The following is an 18,410-nucleotide window of genomic DNA, read 5'->3' as shown; positions in this document are numbered from 1 at the left end:
CCATTAACTGATTGAACTTTATATTTAAATAACCTGTTCTTTCGCTTGCCTTGTATTGGAGTATCTCTATGAAAGCATGGAAACAGTATGCTTGCCTTACGGTAGTATTAAGCATTTCATTTTCAGCAAACGCATCAACGAACCTAAAAGTGTATGCAGCCTCTTCTATGACGAATGCGATTAACGAGATCGCGCAAAACTTTGAAGAAAAGTATGACGTTTCTATCACTCCCGTTTATGGTGGTTCTTCTGCTATCGCTCGACAAATTATCAATGGCGCACCAGCGGATGTATTCATTTCTGCGAACACGAAATGGATGGATTATTTGGTCGATAAAAATGTCATTTATCGTGACAATGTCACAAATCTAGTGCGCAATAGCTTAGTCTTGATTGCTCCTCAGTCTTCAGAATTAACCTCATTTAACTTTTCTGATGCAAAGGCATGGGAGAAGGCATTGCATGGAAATCGTCTTGCTTTAGGCAATCCGACGTCAGTACCTGCTGGTATGTACGCGAAAGAGTCATTGACTACACTGGGTGTATGGAAAGCGGTTCAAACTCACGTCGCACCAGCAAAGAATGTGCGCTTAGCTTTGGCGTTGGTTGAACGTGGAGAAGCGCCTTTAGGTGTGGTCTACAAAACCGATGCTCAGTTAACTGATAAAGTCAAAATTGTCGGCGAATTTGCGAGTGATACGCATGCGGCTATTGTTTACCCGGCAGCAATTGTGAATGATTCTACTGAGTCGGAGCAGTTCTTCCAGTACCTAAAATCGGACGAAGCCGCACGCGTTTTTGCTCAATATGGCTTTCAGCAATAAACCGGCCTTCAATTATAGGAACGAAGCGTGACAGAACTGGAATACCAAGCCTTAATGTTAAGCCTCAAAGTAGGCGCGTACGCAGTACTTTGGCTGATTCCTCTCGGCGTTTTTCTTGCTTGGCTACTTTCTCGAAAAACGTTCTTTGGTAAATCGATTCTCGATAGCTTAATTCATTTACCACTGGTATTGCCGCCAGTGGTAATCGGCTATTTATTGTTGATTTCTTTAGGACGACAAGGGTTCCTTGGAAAGTGGCTCTATGAAAACTTAGGGGTAGTATTTAGCTTTAATTGGAAAGGGGCAGTAGTCGCTTGTATTGTCGTGGCTTTGCCTTTGATGGTTCGTTCAGTACGCTTAAGCTTAGATAGCGTCGACCCTAAATTGGAGCACGCAGCCTCTACGTTAGGCGCTTCTCCTTTAAAAGTGTTTCTCACAGTCACGTTACCACTGACCGTTCCCGGAATTATTACGGGAACGATGCTGTCATTTGCTCGTAGTCTTGGCGAATTCGGGGCGACGATCAGTTTCGTCTCTAACATTCCGGGTGAGACCCAAACGATTCCGCTGGCAATGTACAACTTTATTGAAACGCCAGGTGCAGAAATGCAGGCGGCTCGTCTGTGTATCATTTCTATCGCGTTAGCCTTGTCTACATTAATGATCTCTGAATGGCTAAATCGTAAAGCGGCAAGCAGATTGGGTGCGAAGCAATGACGATTAAAGTCCAATTTAAACAAATGCTTGGTGAGACTGACTTCGACATCAAACTTAAGTTACCCTGTAACGGAATTAGTGCCTTGTTTGGACGATCTGGTGCAGGTAAAACGACGTTGATTAACATCATCAGCGGATTGGTCACTCCAAGGCAAGGGTATGTTGCGGTTGGTGAGCATGTTTTGTTTGACAGTGAACAGGGAATTAACCTACCAACGCACAAGCGTGGTATTGGTTATGTGTTTCAGGATTCACGTTTGTTTCCTCACTATTCGGTTCAAGGCAATTTGTTATATGGCGTTAAAGAAAAAGATGACGAGTATTTTGATGCAGTCACCGAACTCTTGTCTATCAAACCGTTACTAAAGCGCTTTCCGGTATCACTTTCTGGTGGTGAAAAGCAACGTGTTGCGATTGCGCGCGCATTGCTATCTAAACCCAATTTGCTTTTGATGGATGAGCCACTTGCCTCACTCGATATGCCAAGAAAGCGTGAGGTAATGCCTTTTCTTGAGGAGTTGTCTGAGAAGGTAAATATCCCTATTATCTATGTCACACACAGTCTCCAGGAAATTTTAAGGCTTGCTCAGCACCTTGCAATTATTGACCAAGGTAAAATTTCGAGTTCAGGTAAGCTTGAGGAAGTGTGGGCTTCTCATGCTATGCGTCCATGGCAATCTTTCTCAGATCAAAGCAGCTTATTTGAAGGCCGGATTGCTGAACATCATGAACGTTATGCACTGACTTGTATCAGCCTTGCACCTAATGTACTCCTGTGGGTGCAAAAGATTGACGGAACACCAGACACGCCAATACGCTTGCAAGTGCGTGCCAACGACGTTTCTATCACGCTCGAGCAGCCCAAGGCGACGTCGATTCGAAATATTCTGCCTGCTATTGTCGATTCCATCGAAGTGTTTAACGCAGCCGATGACAAACAGAGTATTAATGTATCACTCAAGCTAGACGAGAAATGTTATTTGTGGGCAACGATCACACCGTGGGCCCTTGACGATCTCAACCTAAAAATTGGTAGCCGTGTTTTTGCACAAATTAAAGGTGTCAGTGTGACACAAAAAGATATGGCACTAGCGCCTCATTAACCGTTTAGACTGATTTACGCTTCATGATCAAAAAAGGCCGCAAAGTGCGGCCTTTGTTACTAGAAGAATGTCGGAATTACTTCGCGAATACTTCTTTGAATTCACGCTTAAGAAGTGGGTCACGACGTGCTTTCTTAAGTTGCTTAACCATGTCTTTCACACAGTTGTGAAGCACATTATCAAGTAGTTGAGCACGGTATTCTTCTTTATCTTCATCTGTCATGTTTTCTGGCAGATTAAGAGTCGGAAACTCTTCCATCACATTAATACCAGCGAATGCTTGGCCTACAGAAACTAGAGCATGAAACTGTTCAAAGTTGTCTAGAATGTTCTGTGCACTTGCTGGCATTTCGTCCCATGATTCACGTACCGCTTCTTCAGACACTTCATGGATAGAGGTAACCATTTCGAACATTTGCTCTGGAACTTCGTCAAATTCGATAACTTTACGTAGCTCTGGAGAAATGCTGGCTAGATCGATTTTTTTGCTTTCGCTGTTAGTTGCTTCTGACATGGTGTGTCTCTCATTACAAAAAGGCGGGAATATTAATACCAAATGCATCAAATAGCTATACCCATTAATCCACAAGATGACCAAAGTGAATGAGTTTGTTGAACTTCTGCTCACAGGCCATGATTAGATAGGGTAACGTCCAGTCTAACTGCTTTATGCAATGGATTCCGTGATATTCAAACAAAAATATAGCACTTAATTATGAGTCGAATGCAACAACTCTATGAGTATGGTATATGTTTAATAAAGACATAATTAAAAATGGAACGCGTTATGCAACCGACAGGGACATCGATGCGAATCCTTCTGGTTGACGATGTTCAGCTAGACAGGATGCAGTTGGCTATTCGTCTAAAGCAACTTGGACATATTGTAAAAGCCGTAGGTAGTGGACTAGAGGCGTTAAATACCTACGAGAGTTTTGATCCGGAACTGGTGTTACTCGATATATCAATGCCAGATATGAACGGTTTTGAAGTCTCTCTTCATATAAGAGAAACGTTTCCGGATTGGATCCCTATTATTTTCTTGAGTAGTCACGAAGAGCCAGAAATGATTGCTAAAGCCATAGACGCGGGCGGTGATGACTATTTAATTAAGCCGGTAGATAAACTGGTACTGAACTCTAAACTTATCGCAATGCAGCGTATTGCTCATATGAGACGAGAGCTTAAGCAAGCGACAGCTCAATTGGAGCAAGTTAATCAACTTTTGACTCAGCAAGCGAATGAAGATGGCCTAACCAAACTCTATAACCGCCGTTATATCGACCATAAGTTGGAATCGATGGTTGCATGGCATGGCCGTCACAATATGCCAATGGCTTTGATTCTATTGGACGTCGATTTTTTTAAACCGTTTAATGATAATTACGGTCATATTGAAGGCGACCGTTGCTTGCAAGCGATTGCGAATCAACTAAAGGCGACGTTTTGTCGCTCTGGGGAATATGTAGGTCGATATGGTGGAGAAGAGTTTGTTGTGTTGCTAGGGTGTACCGACACTCAAACAGCAGAAAGAGAAGCCGAGCGTATACAAGAGGCTATGTATTTTCTCGATTACCCACATGAGTATTCTAGTGTGTCAAATAGAGTGACAGTGTCACAGGGTGTTTTTGTTTTTCAACCAACAGGGAAAGAAGTGCAATCAGACTTGTATGCAACCGTTGATAAAGCACTATATACATCAAAATCTTTGGGAAGAAACACACATACTGTAGTTAATTCTTTTTAAAACAAAGTCTTATGAATACCACTTTTTTGTTGCGTTGTCACGTTTTGGTAATTCTTTTAAAGTTAACTCAAGTAAGATAAGCAAACAATACGAACGGATGTCGCAATCGGGCGTATACCTTATACCTTTGATTAGATAGATAACATCGGGATAGTGGCAACGATGAGTGCAGTTGTTATGCTGATGGGGAAGTTCGGTTTTGTTTTAAACCCGGACAAGCTTGTTAACTTTCACTATTGGTGAGGGTCTAACGAAGCTTTATGCAGTTACGTCCGGCCTTTTTCGCTTTGTAAAGTGCTTCGTCCGCTAATTTAATGACGTCCAGAGGAGCTTGCCCATTCCGGCTATCAGCAACTCCGAAACTTGCGGTAACAAAAACCGACTTTCTTTTCGAACTGTTGCTACCACGACGTTTTTGTCCTTGTTTATGGTTCTCAGGGCGAGATTCTTCATCGCGTAATATCATCTCGTATTCTGCAATCGATTTGCGAGCTTCTTCCAAAAAGTTCTTACATTCGTCAGCGTATTTGCCTTTAAAAACGATGGTAAATTCTTCTCCGCCAAATCGATAAACTTTTGCGCCGCCTGGGGTTTTAGTGAGGCGCGAAGCGACCATTTTTAGAACGTCATCACCAGTATCGTGACCGTAGGTGTCGTTAAACTTTTTAAAATGGTCAACATCAAGCATTGCGATCGTGAACTTCTTACCCATGTGTTTTAGATCGAGATCAAGTGCACGTCTGCTCGGAATCAGCGTTAGGCTATCGGTGAAAGCCAGTTGATGGCTAGCGGAAGCGGCATAAATAATGATAAGCAGCCCTGTTAGCGTAAACATGGTGCTTGATATGTACTGCACATCAAAGAAAATGAACGTCGCAGACGCCAATACCATGGCAGAGTAGGTCATCGCATGGATAATTTCATTCTTCTTTAAAACAAGGATTCCAAGAAAACAGACAATACCCACGCAATATAAAACAAGAATTAAAGGCAGTTTAGAGACCGTCGGTACAATAAATAAAATACCGCTTGTCCATTGTTCAAACCCTCCTTCAACGTAATATGCTAGCGTTAGATAAGACCAAAGAGCGAACATTGCTAACATCAAGATGTAAGTCAACATGGCTCTGGAGTCAAAACCTTCTTTACTAAACAAAAATACCGTAAGAAACGAGACAGGAAGTAACGTGGCTAAAATGGTTAGCTCAAGTAAAGCGGTACCACTTTGAAGCGGGACTTGTAGGCGGTGCTGTATCACGAAATAGGCTAGCAACATTGCCAAGCACACCATGGACTCTCTGCCTTGCTTAAATGAATAACAAAGGAGTAGCGCACAACCTAATAGTATGTACGGCAAGTTTGCGGCAATGCCCCAGTTTGCCTGAGTCATCTGAATAATGCTGTCCATGCCCGAACTCACTATGCCCAGTAGCAAAAAAGGGAATAAGAATCTGAAGCCTGATGAAGTCATTGACGATGAGGACATCTATTACAAACTGCCTGAAAATAGTTGACTATATAATTGGTTAGGTAAATCGTTTTATCAATATGGATATTTATCCGTTATTGAATTTCGAACTTTGAGAACTAGCAAGAATACGTCTATTTGTTCCTTTTCCCAAGTATTTTGGAAGACATTACGGCAAAAAGAGAGAGATTGATTAAATTAAGAGCAATCAATAAGTTGTTATAAACAAGTCGTTGCTATACTCATTTCATAGGAAAAAGGAGATTTACAGATGCAGATAAGCTCAGATGTGCACAATTACATGGAAACATTAGTAGGCCAGGTTCTCAGTTTGCCCGAATTTTTAGAACAGTATGACAACGAACAGTTAGCCGATATTGCTTGCCTTGCGCTTATCCAGCTCAAGCCTGTCTATATCCGTCATGATATTGATTTTTTGTCTTCACTTCCTGAACAAAAATTAAGCCAGTTTAAGCAAAGCGCGGATATAGCGGTGAAAAACGCCGCAGAAATGGTGAAAGAAGACAGGCGTAAGAACCGAGAGTATGATGTGCCTGTAATTTTTTCCCATACTAGTTATGATGATGACAAAGAGTTGGATTGGTATGAAAAACCGATCCTTAACGTTAATATCAAGTAAGAGTCGCTCAGTTGACTAGTGAGTTGACCCAAGGAGGAATCGTGGGATTTTTTTCGCGTTTGTTTGGTGGTAGTGAGAAAACCGCTGAAGCTAAAACTATCGAGCCAGTTGAGTATAAAGGTTTCTTTATTTACCCAGAGAGCCTTTCAGAGGGCGGACAATATCGCATCGCTGGTCGAATAGAAAAGCATGACAATGATGAAGTGAAAACACATCGGTTTATTCGCTCCGATTTACTTGGCTCAGAGCAAGATGCCAATGACCTTATGTTGAAGAAATCTCAAATGTTTATTGATCAAATGGGCGATAAAATCTTCGACTAGCAATTTACTGCAATTTGATTCCAGTCATCTTAAAAAGAGCCATTAGTGTATATGCTAGTGGTTCTTTCTTTTTAACGCTTAAATCTCTGTTAAGTCAGTATTTAATCGTTACCTGGTTAGACCTCAGTCTAGTACGGTGTTGCGTTGTTATTTTTCGAGCACAGAGCGACAATCATTCATTACTTAGCGTTATATGTAATGAAATTTAGTATTTAAATTACAAAACACTTGAAGTAATGAGACGCGTTCGATACAAACAGAATAATAACAGGGCTGTTAGTCAAGGTGTTATTGTGCAAATGGGTGTCCCCAAACATCATCTTTCGTTTGCAATTGTCTTGCGTGGTAAACAGATAGAAATAAAAAAGAATTAGAGTAGAGCGACGCTCTGTTTTGGGACTAATTTATTGATATGTATACAAGGAGTATGCGTTTTGCAAATCGGTGTACCTAAAGAGATACTCGCGGGTGAATCGCGAGTGGCTGCATCGCCGAAGTCGGTTGAGCAGTTAATAAAATTGGGATTCGATGTCGCGATTGAATCCCAAGCGGGGGTGCTAGCGAGTTTCGATGATGCCGCTTATGAAGCAGCTGGTGCGAAAATCGTTTCTAGTGAAGAAGTTTGGGCATCTGGCCTTATTTTAAAAGTTAATGCGCCAATTGTGGATGATGAGCAAGGCATTGACGAAATTGCGTTACTGCAAGATGGATCAACACTGGTTAGCTTTATTTGGCCGGCTCAAAATGCTGAGTTGATGGAACAACTTTCAAGTAAGAACATTAACGTTCTTGCCATGGATTCCGTTCCTCGTATCTCACGTGCACAAGCCTTAGACGCGCTATCTTCGATGGCTAATATCGCTGGTTATCGTGCAGTGGTTGAGGCAGCTCATGAGTTTGGTCGTTTCTTTACAGGTCAAATTACGGCTGCCGGTAAAGTACCTCCAGCGAAAGTATTGGTTGCGGGTGCTGGCGTCGCTGGCTTGGCGGCTATCGGTGCTGCAGGTAGCTTAGGTGCCATTGTCCGTGCGTTTGACGTCCGCCCAGAAGTAAAAGAGCAAGTTGAATCGATGGGCGCTGAGTTCCTGACCGTTGACTTTCAAGAAGAGTCAGGCTCTGGGGATGGCTACGCAAAAGAAATGTCTGATGACTTCAACAAAAAAGCGGCAGAATTATACGCAGAGCAAGCTAAAGATGTTGATATCATTATTACGACCGCGCTCATCCCTGGTAAACCTGCGCCGAAGTTGATCACCAAAGAAATGGTCGACAGCATGAAAGCGGGCAGTGTAATTGTTGACTTGGCAGCCGCTAATGGCGGTAACTGTGAATATACAGTGAAAGACCAAGTTATCATGACGGATAACGGGGTAAAAATTGTTGGTTACACTGACATGGTTGGTCGTTTGCCTACACAATCTTCTCAGCTTTACGCGACAAACCTTGTTAACCTTCTAAAACTGCTGTGTAAAGAGAAAGATGGCAACATCAATATTGATTTTGAAGATGTTGTTATCCGTGGCATTACCGTGGTGAAAGAAGGTGAAGTTACTTGGCCAGCGCCACCAATTCAGGTTTCAGCTCAGCCGCAAGTGAAACAAGAACAGCCTGCGAAGCCAGAGCCTAAAGTAGAAGAACCTACGTCTCCAACGAAGAAAATTATTGGTGTGGCAGCGGCTGTTGGAGCCTTTGCATGGGTTGCATCGGTTGCTCCGGCAGCGTTTCTTTCTCACTTTACTGTATTTGTTCTAGCGTGTGTTGTCGGATACTACGTAGTATGGAATGTTACCCATGCACTTCATACTCCACTAATGTCAGTAACGAATGCTATCTCTGGCATTATTGTCGTTGGTGCATTACTGCAAATTGGACAAGGTAATGGCGTCGTTTCATTCCTATCTTTTATTGCCGTATTGATCGCGAGTATCAATATCTTCGGTGGTTTCACCGTCACCAAGCGTATGCTTGAAATGTTCCGCAAAGATAAATAGGAGTCACAATGTCTGCAGGATTAGTACAAGCAGCTTACATTGTTGCTGCATTATTTTTCATCATGAGTTTGGCGGGACTTTCAAAGCAAGAGTCTGCTCGTAATGGTAACTACTACGGTATCGCTGGTATGACGATCGCGCTGATAGCGACGATCTTTAGCCCAGATGCGCAAGGTTTTGGTTGGATCATTATCGCGATGGCGATAGGTGGTGCGATCGGTATTTTCTATGCGAAGAAAGTAGAAATGACCGAGATGCCAGAACTGGTTGCGATTCTACACAGCTTTGTAGGTTTAGCTGCGGTTTTAGTTGGCTACAACAGTTACCTAGATGCGCCAGAAGCAGCAACACATGCTGAGCATGTTATCCACCTTGTAGAAGTATTCTTGGGTGTGTTCATCGGTGCCGTAACTTTCACCGGTTCAATTGTCGCATTTGGTAAGCTGCGTGGTGTGATTTCTTCGTCGCCACTTAACCTGCCTCATAAGCACAAAATGAACCTCGCAGCGGTTGTTATTTCTACGCTTCTTATGATCTACTTCGTAAAAGCAGATGGCAGCATGTTCGCTCTTATTGTGATGACTTTGATCGCGTTCGCATTCGGCTACCATTTAGTCGCTTCAATCGGTGGTGCTGATATGCCAGTTGTTGTCTCTATGTTGAACTCATACTCAGGTTGGGCAGCAGCGGCAGCAGGTTTCATGCTCGCAAATGATCTATTGATTGTAACAGGTGCTTTGGTAGGTTCATCAGGTGCGATTCTTTCTTACATCATGTGTAAAGCAATGAACCGTTCGTTTATCAGTGTTATTGCCGGTGGTTTTGGTCAAGAGATAGTGATTTCAGGTGACGAAGAGCAGGGCGAATATCGTGAAACAACGGCTGAAGAAGTTGCAGAGATGTTGAAGAACTCAAAATCAGTAATCATCACTCCAGGATATGGCATGGCAGTAGCTCAGGCACAATACCCTGTTCATGAAATTACTGATGTACTTCGTTCACAAGGTATTGAAGTTCGCTTTGGGATTCACCCAGTAGCGGGTCGTCTACCGGGGCATATGAATGTGTTACTCGCTGAAGCAAAAGTACCGTATGATATCGTTCTTGAAATGGATGAAATCAATGATGACTTTGCAGAAACCGATACCGTATTGGTTATCGGTGCTAACGATACGGTCAACCCAGCCGCACTGGAAGATCCGAACAGCCCAATCGCTGGTATGCCCGTATTGGAGGTATGGAACGCGAAAAACGTAGTGGTATTCAAGCGCTCAATGAACACTGGTTACGCAGGAGTACAGAACCCACTGTTCTTCAAAGAAAATACATCAATGCTATTTGGTGATGCGAAAGAAAGTGTTGAGTCTATTTTTAAAGCACTTTAACCATTCTTGATTTAAAACTATACAGGGTCAGCAATCGCTGGCCCTTTTTTGTTCCGTTTCAATGTTATAGTAATGCAAATCCTTCTGTTAGCAGATGTCAATTGCTTGTAGATTGATGTATAGTTTTGGCTAATGTAACAAGTGACGGTAACAGTTTGATTAAAAAGTTTTTGCTCGGTTTTGCAACTGTATTGCCGCTTTTTTCGGCACCTGCATTTTCCGATTCACTACCAGAAAGAATAGATACGTTTACAGAGCTATTTAACTATGAAGTAGCTCTTAAGTCGTACGATATTCGTATTCTGCAATCAAATTATCCTACCAAGTTACTTGCGCCAGATTCGCTTCTGCCGCAAACGTCTGACTATCCGTTAAAAGATATCCAACAGCTTTACAGCTTGGCGAATACTTGTCGTGGCAAATTACCATTAAGTCCTTTAATTACTGAGCCTTTAGTATTTACAAGAGCGATTTGTAAAGGGACGCAGCTGACACCTCGTTGGTTCTCGCGTAGTGGTCTCATTCACCCTGGTGGTGGGACGTACGCGGCACGTTATGTGGATAAGTATCCAGAACTCAAACCCAAACTATCTCAGTACATGCATATAAAAGAGCGTGATAACGAGGAAGGGGATGAGTTGCTAGAAAGCTTGAAAAACATGGATGACGACGCCATTAATGCTTTGATTGCAGGCGCGAGCATGTTTATTGAAGGTAACGAACTTTGGCTAAGACGTGGTGACCGTTACTTTGTTTTCGAGAAAGATATCTGGCAAGAGAACGTAGCGAATGCGGGTCTGTCATACGCTCTAGCCTCTCAAAGCAAAAGTTGCTTTGTTAAACGAGGCAATATTTGTTGGGATGTAGAAGATCACTCGCAAGTTCTGCGGATCAGTATGATCATACTGGTAATCGCCAATATTCTTTTGGTGATTGGTTGGGCGGTGTACCGTTGGAATAGCAAGCGAGAAGAACTACGTAGTAGAATGCTCGTGTTGCAAATTTTAACGCATGAGCTCAGAACACCGATTGCATCTCTGTCACTAACGGTTGAAGGCTTTCGTCGAGAGTTCGAGCATTTGCCTGAAAGTGTGTATGACGAATTCCGCAGATTGTGTGAAGATACGCGCCGCCTGCGTCAATTGGCAGAAGCAAGTAAAGATTATTTGCAATCTGATAACCAAATGCTTGCAACAGACTGGGTACCATCCGTTGCAGATTGGTTAGAATTTAAGATCGAAGAAGAATTTGATAGTGCCGTGCTTTTTAACATCAATGAAGATGTGGCTGCTAAAGTTAATGTGTACTGGTTAGGAACTTGTATCGATAACTTGCTTCGTAATGCGCTTAAGTACGGTGTCGCACCGGTTGAATTGGATGTCTCAACTAGTGAAGAAAAAATAGTATTCCAAGTCCGAGATGCAGGAGGCCTAACGGCTAAAGATTGGGCAAATTTGAAGAAACCGTTCGTAAGTAAGAGCGGGTTAGGACTTGGATTAACAATCGTTGAATCTATGGTAGGCCGCATGGGCGGAAAAATGTCCTTAATGGGACCACCTACAACTTTTATATTGGAGATACCTTGTGAAACAGACACTGCTTCTCGTTGAGGACGATAAAAACTTGGCTGACGGCCTGTTAGTAAGCCTGGAACAAGCAGGATATGAGTGTTTACATGTGGAGCGTATTGCAGACGTAGAGCCACAATGGAAAAAAGCTGACTTGGTAATTCTCGATCGCCAACTCCCAGATGGTGACTCTGTACAATGTCTCCCAGAATGGAAACAGATTAAAGACGTACCAGTTATCTTGTTAACGGCACTTGTTACCGTAAAAGATAAAGTTGCAGGCCTTGATTCCGGCGCGAACGACTACTTAACAAAGCCTTTTGCTGAGGCGGAGCTTTTTGCGAGAATCCGTGCACAGCTACGAGCACCGGATTCAGCAGAACAAAGCAACGCTGATAAAGTGATTACAAAAGACTTAGAGATTGACCGCTCGACTCGTGAAGTGACTTATAAAGACGAGCTAATTACGCTTACTCGAACAGAGTTTGATTTGCTGCTATTTTTGGCGTCAAACTTAGGTCGCGTGTTTACTCGTGATGAGCTACTTGACCACGTTTGGGGTTACAATCATTTCCCGACAACACGTACGGTTGATACACATGTACTACAGCTTCGTCAAAAACTGCCAGGACTGGAAATTGAAACACTTCGTGGTGTTGGCTACAAGATGAAAGCATAAGTCGTAATGAAAATACTACTCCCTGTAGTTGTCTCATTAGCGTTAGTGAAACCAGTCCATGCGATGGACTGGTTTCAAACTAACACGCCTTTAACACAGGCACATCAACACTTACTTGAAGATGATCTTGCGGGTATGTTCAACTCTCTTGTTGAACTCTGGCAAACGGAACCAAGTAAAGATTTGACTCCTCACCTTAATGATCTTCTTGGTCAGTCACTATCTAAAAACTGTGGCAAGGCTCTCACTGGTGTAACGCTGCCTGATTGGATAAGTGGTGTGAACGTTATTCGTCAGACTATTCAAAGCCCTGGGCGAGATACATTTAGATTGGTAATCAAGCTAAGAGCTACAACTGACATCGAAAATATTTCATTTAATCGATGGGTGGATGATTCTATATCCGCGGACAGTTCATTCAGCTATGAACAACAGCCGAGCGGGACAGAACTTGCCAACGAGCGTAGCTACTCGAAACGCTATAACTTAACAGGTAAACTTGAAGCTGGTTTATATCACTTAACCGTTGTTTCTACTGATAAACAAGAGTATCGAACTTGGGTAATACTTGGAGATTCAAACTCTTCTCAATATGTTCGTTGGACATCTAAAGAGAATTGGAAAGTAGAAAAGAGCGCACTTCGTAATCCCCATTGTCCATTACCGCAACTTGAAGTCGGTTTGTATGACTACATTGATGGCCAGTACGAGCAAATGTGGAAAAAGACTTACGAGTCTAACTATCCAAATTCATTGGAGCTAGCGGGTGTCCCAAACGATAGATACGTATTGGCGGTAAGTATCAATAGTCGCCGTTGGCAGGGCGATATAATTGTTGAGCAGGCTCAAACTATTAGCCGAACCTATGATCTTTCCCAGGAAGAATAGTTAAAGAAATACTACTTGTGCCGATAAAGGTTCAGGACGAACTAAAATCACAAGTGTAGTATGAAAAACAAATATAAAATTCTTGCCACTTCTGTTGCTACTATTCTTTTCACTAATGCTGCCTCTGCTGCTACTTATGCGATAGAGGCTCGTAGTGATGCAATGGGTGGCGTTGGTACCGTATCAGCAACTTATCTAACTGCGCCTTTTTTCAACCCCGCTCTTACTGCGATTTATCGCCGAAATGACGATGCAGGCATGATCGTGCCAAGTTTTGGTGGCAGCTACGATGATCAATATGATCTAGTTGATGAGATCGAACGCATCAGCAAATTGGCAGACGTCGATGAAATCAAAAAATCGATGGATGCTATCGATGGGAAAAAGACAGACTTTGATCTTGGTGGTGTCGTTGCCATTGGTATTCCCAACAAATTCTTATCTGCAACTGCATACGGTAAGTTATACACTGAATCATTCGTACAACCAAATGTTGATACCTCAGGTACTAATCCATTAGATGATAGCTATGTACAAGGTGTTTCTATTGGCGTGGCTGAAGCTGGTATTTCACTTGCTAAATACACTAATTTCATGAACCAACACCTTTCTTTTGGTGTTACTCCTAAACTTCAGCGTATATACACGTACTCATACGCCACGAGTTTTCAGAATTTTGATACTAAAGACTTACGTGAAAATGAGACCGCGGAAACGATGTTTAACTTAGACGCAGGCGCACTTTGGTTCTTTGGCCCATATCGTCTCGGTATTTCAGCGAAAAATTTGATCGGAAGAGACGTTAAAACAAAATCATTCCAATATGGCAGCGATACGATAAAATCATACGAATATAGCATGCGTCCTGTATACACCGTTGGGGCAGGGATTGTTGCCGATTACTTTACGATGAGTGTTGACTACGATCTTAACGAAGAAAAACGTTTTTCATCCTTTGATGATAATACGCAGATGATTCGAGCTGGTATTGAGTTTGATATTTTGCGTCAAATGGCATTACGAGCAGGGTATATGAAGAACTTAGCTCGAAGTAATGACGAAGGAACCATTACTGCTGGTATCGGGTTGTCCCCACTTAAGTTGTTCGAATTGGATATCGCAGCTCAGTACACAAACGAGAACGCTATGGGTGCATCCATTAATTTCCTTGCGACCTATTAATTGAATCGTTATAGTCAGCTCCTCAAAATGAGGAGCTTTTTATGTTTGACGATTTACCCCCTCTATCTCACCAAGAGCAACAACAAGCTGTAGAGAGAATTCAAGAATTGATGGCGAAGGGCACAAGTACTGCAGAAGCTATCAAAATTGTTGCAGAACGGATTCGATCTGAGTACGCAGAAAAACAACAGCAACAAAACTAATCAATTCATGGACAGGGCATACGCCCTGTTTTTTTGCCTTTCTATTTTCTATTCCTTTACACTCCCAAACACCACCCTGGTTACGCTGTAACTAAAATTTACTATACCTCTATGATTGTAATCTTGTGCAATTACCTTTAAAACTAAATAGCGGGTTAGTAAAATTTTACCTCATCATATTAACCTTGGCTTACACAGTGCAGGTAGTTAGGCATTTTTTAAAGAACTTATAAGTTAAACTCTATTATATCAATTGTTTACCTCGGTCTTTTAATCTGCCAACCATATTGGTCGCGATTGATCTTGTAATTTAATTACAAAGCCCAAGAGAGCTTCGTTCTCAGACAGAAGATTATGCTAAAAAAAGAAAAAAGAGACACCGTAACTTATAACGATAATTAAACCAGAGTTATTAAATAAGCGATATAAGAACAGTAAGCACTCGCAGACATATGTAATAGATGAATCGAAATTCATCTTATTGAGCTGCTTTTTTAGCCGAAATACGTCTCCTGGATTTGAGCGGAGCGTTACATATTGAATATGCTTAATCTAAAGTAGTTTTACTAAACTAGGCGACGTTGAAGTGGGTAATATGAATCCTCAAGAGTAGTAGAAATCAAGAGCAGTAACGCGCATTACAACGTAACGTTTCCTGGCATCCTTCCTGTTAAATAGTCCGATAATTAGAGAAGAAATTGGAAAAACATCGTTGATCTTTGGATGAGAGGAAGCAACAAGGTTGTAATGAAAACTATTTGCCTGTTTTACACTAAACTCCTTTAACTATCATGTAGCAGTAGTTTTGATGTTGTGTTCGCTCTATGTGGACTAGACTTAATATGAGAACAAAAACTAACCTAGGGAGGAATGATGGGTTATAAGCACGTTTTGGTTGCTGTCGACTTATCTCAATCTAGCCAAGCCGTTATCGAAAAAGCAATAATGCAAGCAGATAACTCAAGCAGCAAACTCTCATTTGTTTACGTAGATGTTGATCGCATAGTCATGGAAGCGAAGGAAGAGCAAGAATTGGAAAGAAGGCTGCAAGAGCTCGCTGATAAATGCTTATATCCAGTAAACGAGACCATGGTAGTAATCGGCGATCTTCATATAAAACTATCGGGAATCGTCAAAAAAGAGGGGATAGACTTAGTTGTATGTGGTCATCATCACAACTTATTGAGTCGCTTTTTTTCATCGATACCAAAGGTTGTGAACGAGGTTGAAGCTGATTTATTAATCGTCTATTTAGACGAGTGATCGACAACTCTTGTTCGCACTCATCATTTTTTGTCACTAACAAGCCGAACGTTTATGTTCGGCTTGGTGTATCGGTGATAATAAAAGTTTTTAGCCAGGAATGATTGATGCCTCATGAGATAAAACAGATGCAGACTCCGCGTTTGACTGCAGATCAAAATGTACGTTAACTTGCACGCCTTCTCGCTCAAAAGTGACATCATCAAAATCGGTCATAGCGATTTTGAATCCATTTCTAGCAAAAAAGCCAGTCACCATAGTTCGCTGCTTAATTTCTAATGCAGACGCGAGTAGCTTATCCATGGCATTCTCCTTGGTTATTGTGGGGATATGGGAAGAAGATACACATAGATTGGTATGAAATCAATTTTATATAAAGTTGCTTTTGATGAAAATTTTAATGTAAGTCAATCTATCATTTACCCCACGTGATTTATTCCACGCAAAACCTTGATAACAAAGCGGAAGAGCATCCCACATTGTGATAGCAAGCATAAAGATGGGGGTGTTAATAAATACCGCCGAAACAATATGTTACAAAGATTAGCGTTAGGCCTAGTTGAGTAGACAACGCAAAATTCTAAATCTGAACAACCGCCCTAAAATGACTCACTCTTCAATACTTGTGATAACTCAGACCTAATAAAAGTAGATATCTCAGCTAGCTTTCTTGGCAAAGGGTTTTGATAAGGGTAGGCAATATACATGGAACGTTCTATATCAAAAGTTTGCGATATTCGGATGTTTTTGTCTATATAGTTACTTTTAATAAGATAGTTTGGAATGACACCAACCCCAACTCCCTCAGAAACAAAGTTTATTAAAATAGAGGTGTTATCAACTTCGATAACATCAGTATATTGATTTTTAATTGATTCCTTATTCGAATGATGTTTGTAGATTAATAGTGTTTTGTTGTTGGCATTACTTACCCTAGATATCAAAACATCACTATAATCACCAATTTTATGTGCAATAAGAGTGTCATCAATAACATTATTAAGCCTAATCGCTAAATCTACATTGCTTTCTAATAAATTTTCTACATTGTTACTTGACGATATTTCAAAATCAACTTTTGGATATCGTTCTTGTAAGTCTTTAAGAACAGAACCAAAAATAGAAGAGGCTATAGAGTTGGGCATTGTGATTTTAAACTTTCCATCAATGCATTCACTCAACGAGCTAGCTCTGTAATTTAACTCGTGCAAACTCTCTAACGTCTTGATAGCAAGCTCTCTAATGCTTTCGCCATGATCAGTTAAAACGAGTTTCCTTGTTGTCCTGTGGACGAGTGTTACACCAAGTTGTTTTTCTAATGCTGCTAGCTGCCTGCTGACTTGAGCTTTAGACTTTCCAAGTTCTTTTGATGCCTCTGTAAGAGAGAGGTGTTTACAAATGGCTGCAAAGCAGATCAGCTCATTGTTCATCAATTCCATGATTGTTACCTTTTTGCAACTCTGAGTCACGTTGTCTTTTAACTGGTGGGAAAGTATAACTTGCATCATCGGAGGGGGACAATGATATTTAAAAGCCGTCATGAAATAATGGCAGACTACTATCTTAATAAAACTATATTGGATATTAAGTTAAACCGATATCCTGAAGAAATTAACTCAATCGGATTAAATATAGAAAATAAAGAATTTGTCTCGTGAAATTACTAAGTTGGATTCGGGTGATTTAATTGTTGATTGTGCATCATTGATAATGACTCATTACATATCGGAAAAAGTAATAATAAAAGTTGAAATTGATTTTTTAAATTATAAAGTTAAAAGTGTGAGGATATTTAAATATGAAGACTGCAATACAAAATTCGAAAAGATCTGTTTATCAGAAAGATACATTGTATAGAATAATAAATAATATTAGTACTTTGTATACCAAATCACTAGTAAAATTATTTGGTGAAGAGCTGAGAATCCATCATTGCAAACATAAGATTAATGTAAGAACCACTAACGAGTTGAGTGAACATATGAAGAAAGATCTAGGTATAGATTGAAAAGTAGAGAGTTTACATCTAATAGATTCCTTGTTCCTATAAAGATAATCTAGTACTTACACGTTTGGGTTAAGCAAATGCGTGTCCATGTTGACTCATGTTGATTGAGCAAGATGCAGAACCAACGTGTACAGTGTTGAACGTAACCCAAGATACAATGAAGGAACTTAATCAGCCACACGGTTTTAAAGTTGATGACTGGTTATTATAAAGTTGTCGCTGTGATGAAATCGAAGTTCACGGTCCATACAAGACAGCTGATGAGGCTTGCAAAGCAGCAACAGCCAAATACGGTGTAACTAAACTGACTTCACCAATGCTAATCTTCTAACTCTTAAGTTCGTATTATGTGTATGGAGTTATGTTGAGGGTTTGCCTTTGGCCTGAATGGTTGCAAAGGGTGGGAGAGCGAAGTAGTGAT

18 protein-coding genes are annotated in these 18,410 nt (G+C 41.2%); 14 read left to right on the top strand and 4 right to left on the bottom strand.

Features of this window, described 5'->3' with window-relative positions:
- Positions 1–68 precede the first annotated feature (68 nt).
- Genes modA through modC form a run of 3 tightly spaced genes read left to right on the top strand, consistent with a single transcriptional unit; the run spans position 69 to position 2,644 of the window.
- Positions 69–824: a molybdate ABC transporter substrate-binding protein gene (gene modA / locus R7044_RS14560; RefSeq protein ID WP_033907056.1), complete on the top strand. Its 756-nt coding sequence runs from the start codon at positions 69–71 to the stop codon at positions 822–824.
- Between the two features lie 27 nt (positions 825–851).
- Positions 852–1,541 (top strand): molybdate ABC transporter permease subunit, encoded by a 690-nt coding sequence (modB, locus tag R7044_RS14555; protein ID WP_104976084.1) that lies wholly within the window; start codon positions 852–854, stop codon positions 1,539–1,541.
- Complete coding sequence (gene modC, locus R7044_RS14550) at positions 1,538–2,644, top strand: molybdenum ABC transporter ATP-binding protein ModC (RefSeq protein WP_225455641.1); 1,107 nt, start codon at positions 1,538–1,540, stop codon at positions 2,642–2,644. Before modB ends, modC begins: the two co-directional genes overlap by 4 nt.
- Positions 2,645–2,720: 76 nt before the next feature.
- On the opposite strand, the gene R7044_RS14545 is transcribed toward modC, so the two are convergent.
- Positions 2,721–3,158 carry a DUF3069 domain-containing protein gene (locus R7044_RS14545; protein WP_005376232.1) on the bottom strand — a complete coding sequence of 146 codons (438 nt, stop codon included), beginning with the start codon at positions 3,156–3,158 and terminating at the stop codon, positions 2,721–2,723.
- A 273-nt stretch (positions 3,159–3,431) separates the two neighbouring features.
- Here R7044_RS14545 and R7044_RS14540 point away from each other — a divergent pair, with 273 nt between their 5' ends.
- Positions 3,432–4,391, top strand: coding sequence for a diguanylate cyclase (locus tag R7044_RS14540; protein ID WP_017634619.1), 960 nt, complete (start codon positions 3,432–3,434; stop codon positions 4,389–4,391).
- A gap of 247 nt (positions 4,392–4,638) precedes the next feature.
- Here R7044_RS14540 and R7044_RS14535 read toward each other — a convergent pair whose 3' ends face one another.
- On the bottom strand, positions 4,639–5,877 hold the full coding sequence (locus R7044_RS14535; RefSeq protein ID WP_033907059.1) for a sensor domain-containing diguanylate cyclase: 1,239 nt from the start codon (positions 5,875–5,877) through the stop codon (positions 4,639–4,641).
- Positions 5,878–6,130: 253 nt separating this feature from the next.
- On the opposite strand from R7044_RS14535, the gene R7044_RS14530 reads away from it, so the two are divergent.
- From R7044_RS14530 to R7044_RS14485, 10 genes are all read left to right on the top strand, one after another.
- Positions 6,131–6,499 (top strand): late competence development ComFB family protein, encoded by a 369-nt coding sequence (locus tag R7044_RS14530; RefSeq protein WP_005376241.1) that lies wholly within the window; start codon positions 6,131–6,133, stop codon positions 6,497–6,499.
- A gap of 41 nt (positions 6,500–6,540) precedes the next feature.
- Entirely contained in the window at positions 6,541–6,822 is a 282-nt protein-coding gene (locus R7044_RS14525; RefSeq protein ID WP_017634616.1) for an HlyU family transcriptional regulator, read from the top strand.
- Positions 6,823–7,256: 434 nt separating this feature from the next.
- Positions 7,257–8,813, top strand: coding sequence for a Re/Si-specific NAD(P)(+) transhydrogenase subunit alpha (locus tag R7044_RS14520; protein ID WP_033907060.1), 1,557 nt, complete (start codon positions 7,257–7,259; stop codon positions 8,811–8,813).
- A gap of 8 nt (positions 8,814–8,821) precedes the next feature.
- On the top strand, positions 8,822–10,198 hold the full coding sequence (pntB, locus tag R7044_RS14515) for a Re/Si-specific NAD(P)(+) transhydrogenase subunit beta (protein WP_005376248.1): 1,377 nt from the start codon (positions 8,822–8,824) through the stop codon (positions 10,196–10,198).
- A gap of 155 nt (positions 10,199–10,353) precedes the next feature.
- Positions 10,354–11,808 carry a sensor histidine kinase VxrA gene (vxrA, locus tag R7044_RS14510; protein ID WP_025767766.1) on the top strand — a complete coding sequence of 485 codons (1,455 nt, stop codon included), beginning with the start codon at positions 10,354–10,356 and terminating at the stop codon, positions 11,806–11,808.
- On the top strand, positions 11,783–12,445 hold the full coding sequence (vxrB, locus tag R7044_RS14505; protein ID WP_005376251.1) for a response regulator transcription factor VxrB: 663 nt from the start codon (positions 11,783–11,785) through the stop codon (positions 12,443–12,445). The genes vxrA and vxrB overlap by 26 nt, the downstream gene beginning before the upstream one ends.
- Before the next feature lie 6 nt (positions 12,446–12,451).
- Complete coding sequence (locus tag R7044_RS14500) at positions 12,452–13,333, top strand: DUF2861 family protein (protein WP_033907061.1); 882 nt, start codon at positions 12,452–12,454, stop codon at positions 13,331–13,333.
- A gap of 60 nt (positions 13,334–13,393) precedes the next feature.
- Complete coding sequence (locus R7044_RS14495) at positions 13,394–14,515, top strand: conjugal transfer protein TraF (RefSeq protein WP_033907062.1); 1,122 nt, start codon at positions 13,394–13,396, stop codon at positions 14,513–14,515.
- Between the two features lie 41 nt (positions 14,516–14,556).
- A complete protein-coding gene (locus R7044_RS14490) occupies positions 14,557–14,718 on the top strand; it encodes a YoaH family protein (RefSeq protein WP_005376257.1) in 162 nt (53 codons plus the stop codon).
- An 873-nt stretch (positions 14,719–15,591) separates the two neighbouring features.
- Positions 15,592–15,981, top strand: a complete 390-nt coding sequence (locus R7044_RS14485; protein WP_017634770.1) for a universal stress protein — start codon at positions 15,592–15,594, stop codon at positions 15,979–15,981.
- Positions 15,982–16,071: 90 nt separating this feature from the next.
- Here the strand turns inward: R7044_RS14485 and R7044_RS14480 are convergent, their stop codons facing one another.
- Both R7044_RS14480 and R7044_RS14475 read right to left on the bottom strand, forming a co-directional pair.
- Positions 16,072–16,284 carry a hypothetical protein gene (locus R7044_RS14480; protein ID WP_005376260.1) on the bottom strand — a complete coding sequence of 71 codons (213 nt, stop codon included), beginning with the start codon at positions 16,282–16,284 and terminating at the stop codon, positions 16,072–16,074.
- A 296-nt stretch (positions 16,285–16,580) separates the two neighbouring features.
- Positions 16,581–17,420: a LysR family transcriptional regulator gene (locus tag R7044_RS14475; protein WP_025998628.1), complete on the bottom strand. Its 840-nt coding sequence runs from the start codon at positions 17,418–17,420 to the stop codon at positions 16,581–16,583.
- Positions 17,421–18,410: the final 990 nt, after the last annotated feature.

This window comes from Vibrio sp. 1402 (assembly GCF_033340275.1).
The sequence above is the reverse complement of the archived record's forward strand: the minus strand, read 5'-3'. Positions and strand labels throughout refer to the sequence as shown.

Coding starts and splice junctions, on each gene's coding strand:
- modA (WP_033907056.1), top strand. CDS start 69: ATGAAAGCATGGAAACAGTATGCTTGCCTTACGGTAGTATTAAGCATT.
- modC (WP_225455641.1), top strand. CDS start 1,538: ATGACGATTAAAGTCCAATTTAAACAAATGCTTGGTGAGACTGACTTC.
- R7044_RS14545 (WP_005376232.1), bottom strand. CDS start 3,158: ATGTCAGAAGCAACTAACAGCGAAAGCAAAAAAATCGATCTAGCCAGC.
- R7044_RS14540 (WP_017634619.1), top strand. CDS start 3,432: ATGCAACCGACAGGGACATCGATGCGAATCCTTCTGGTTGACGATGTT.
- R7044_RS14535 (WP_033907059.1), bottom strand. CDS start 5,877: ATGTCCTCATCGTCAATGACTTCATCAGGCTTCAGATTCTTATTCCCT.
- R7044_RS14530 (WP_005376241.1), top strand. CDS start 6,131: ATGCAGATAAGCTCAGATGTGCACAATTACATGGAAACATTAGTAGGC.
- pntB (WP_005376248.1), top strand. CDS start 8,822: ATGTCTGCAGGATTAGTACAAGCAGCTTACATTGTTGCTGCATTATTT.
- R7044_RS14500 (WP_033907061.1), top strand. CDS start 12,452: ATGAAAATACTACTCCCTGTAGTTGTCTCATTAGCGTTAGTGAAACCA.
- R7044_RS14495 (WP_033907062.1), top strand. CDS start 13,394: ATGAAAAACAAATATAAAATTCTTGCCACTTCTGTTGCTACTATTCTT.
- R7044_RS14490 (WP_005376257.1), top strand. CDS start 14,557: ATGTTTGACGATTTACCCCCTCTATCTCACCAAGAGCAACAACAAGCT.
- R7044_RS14485 (WP_017634770.1), top strand. CDS start 15,592: ATGGGTTATAAGCACGTTTTGGTTGCTGTCGACTTATCTCAATCTAGC.
- R7044_RS14480 (WP_005376260.1), bottom strand. CDS start 16,284: ATGGATAAGCTACTCGCGTCTGCATTAGAAATTAAGCAGCGAACTATG.
- R7044_RS14475 (WP_025998628.1), bottom strand. CDS start 17,420: ATGGAATTGATGAACAATGAGCTGATCTGCTTTGCAGCCATTTGTAAA.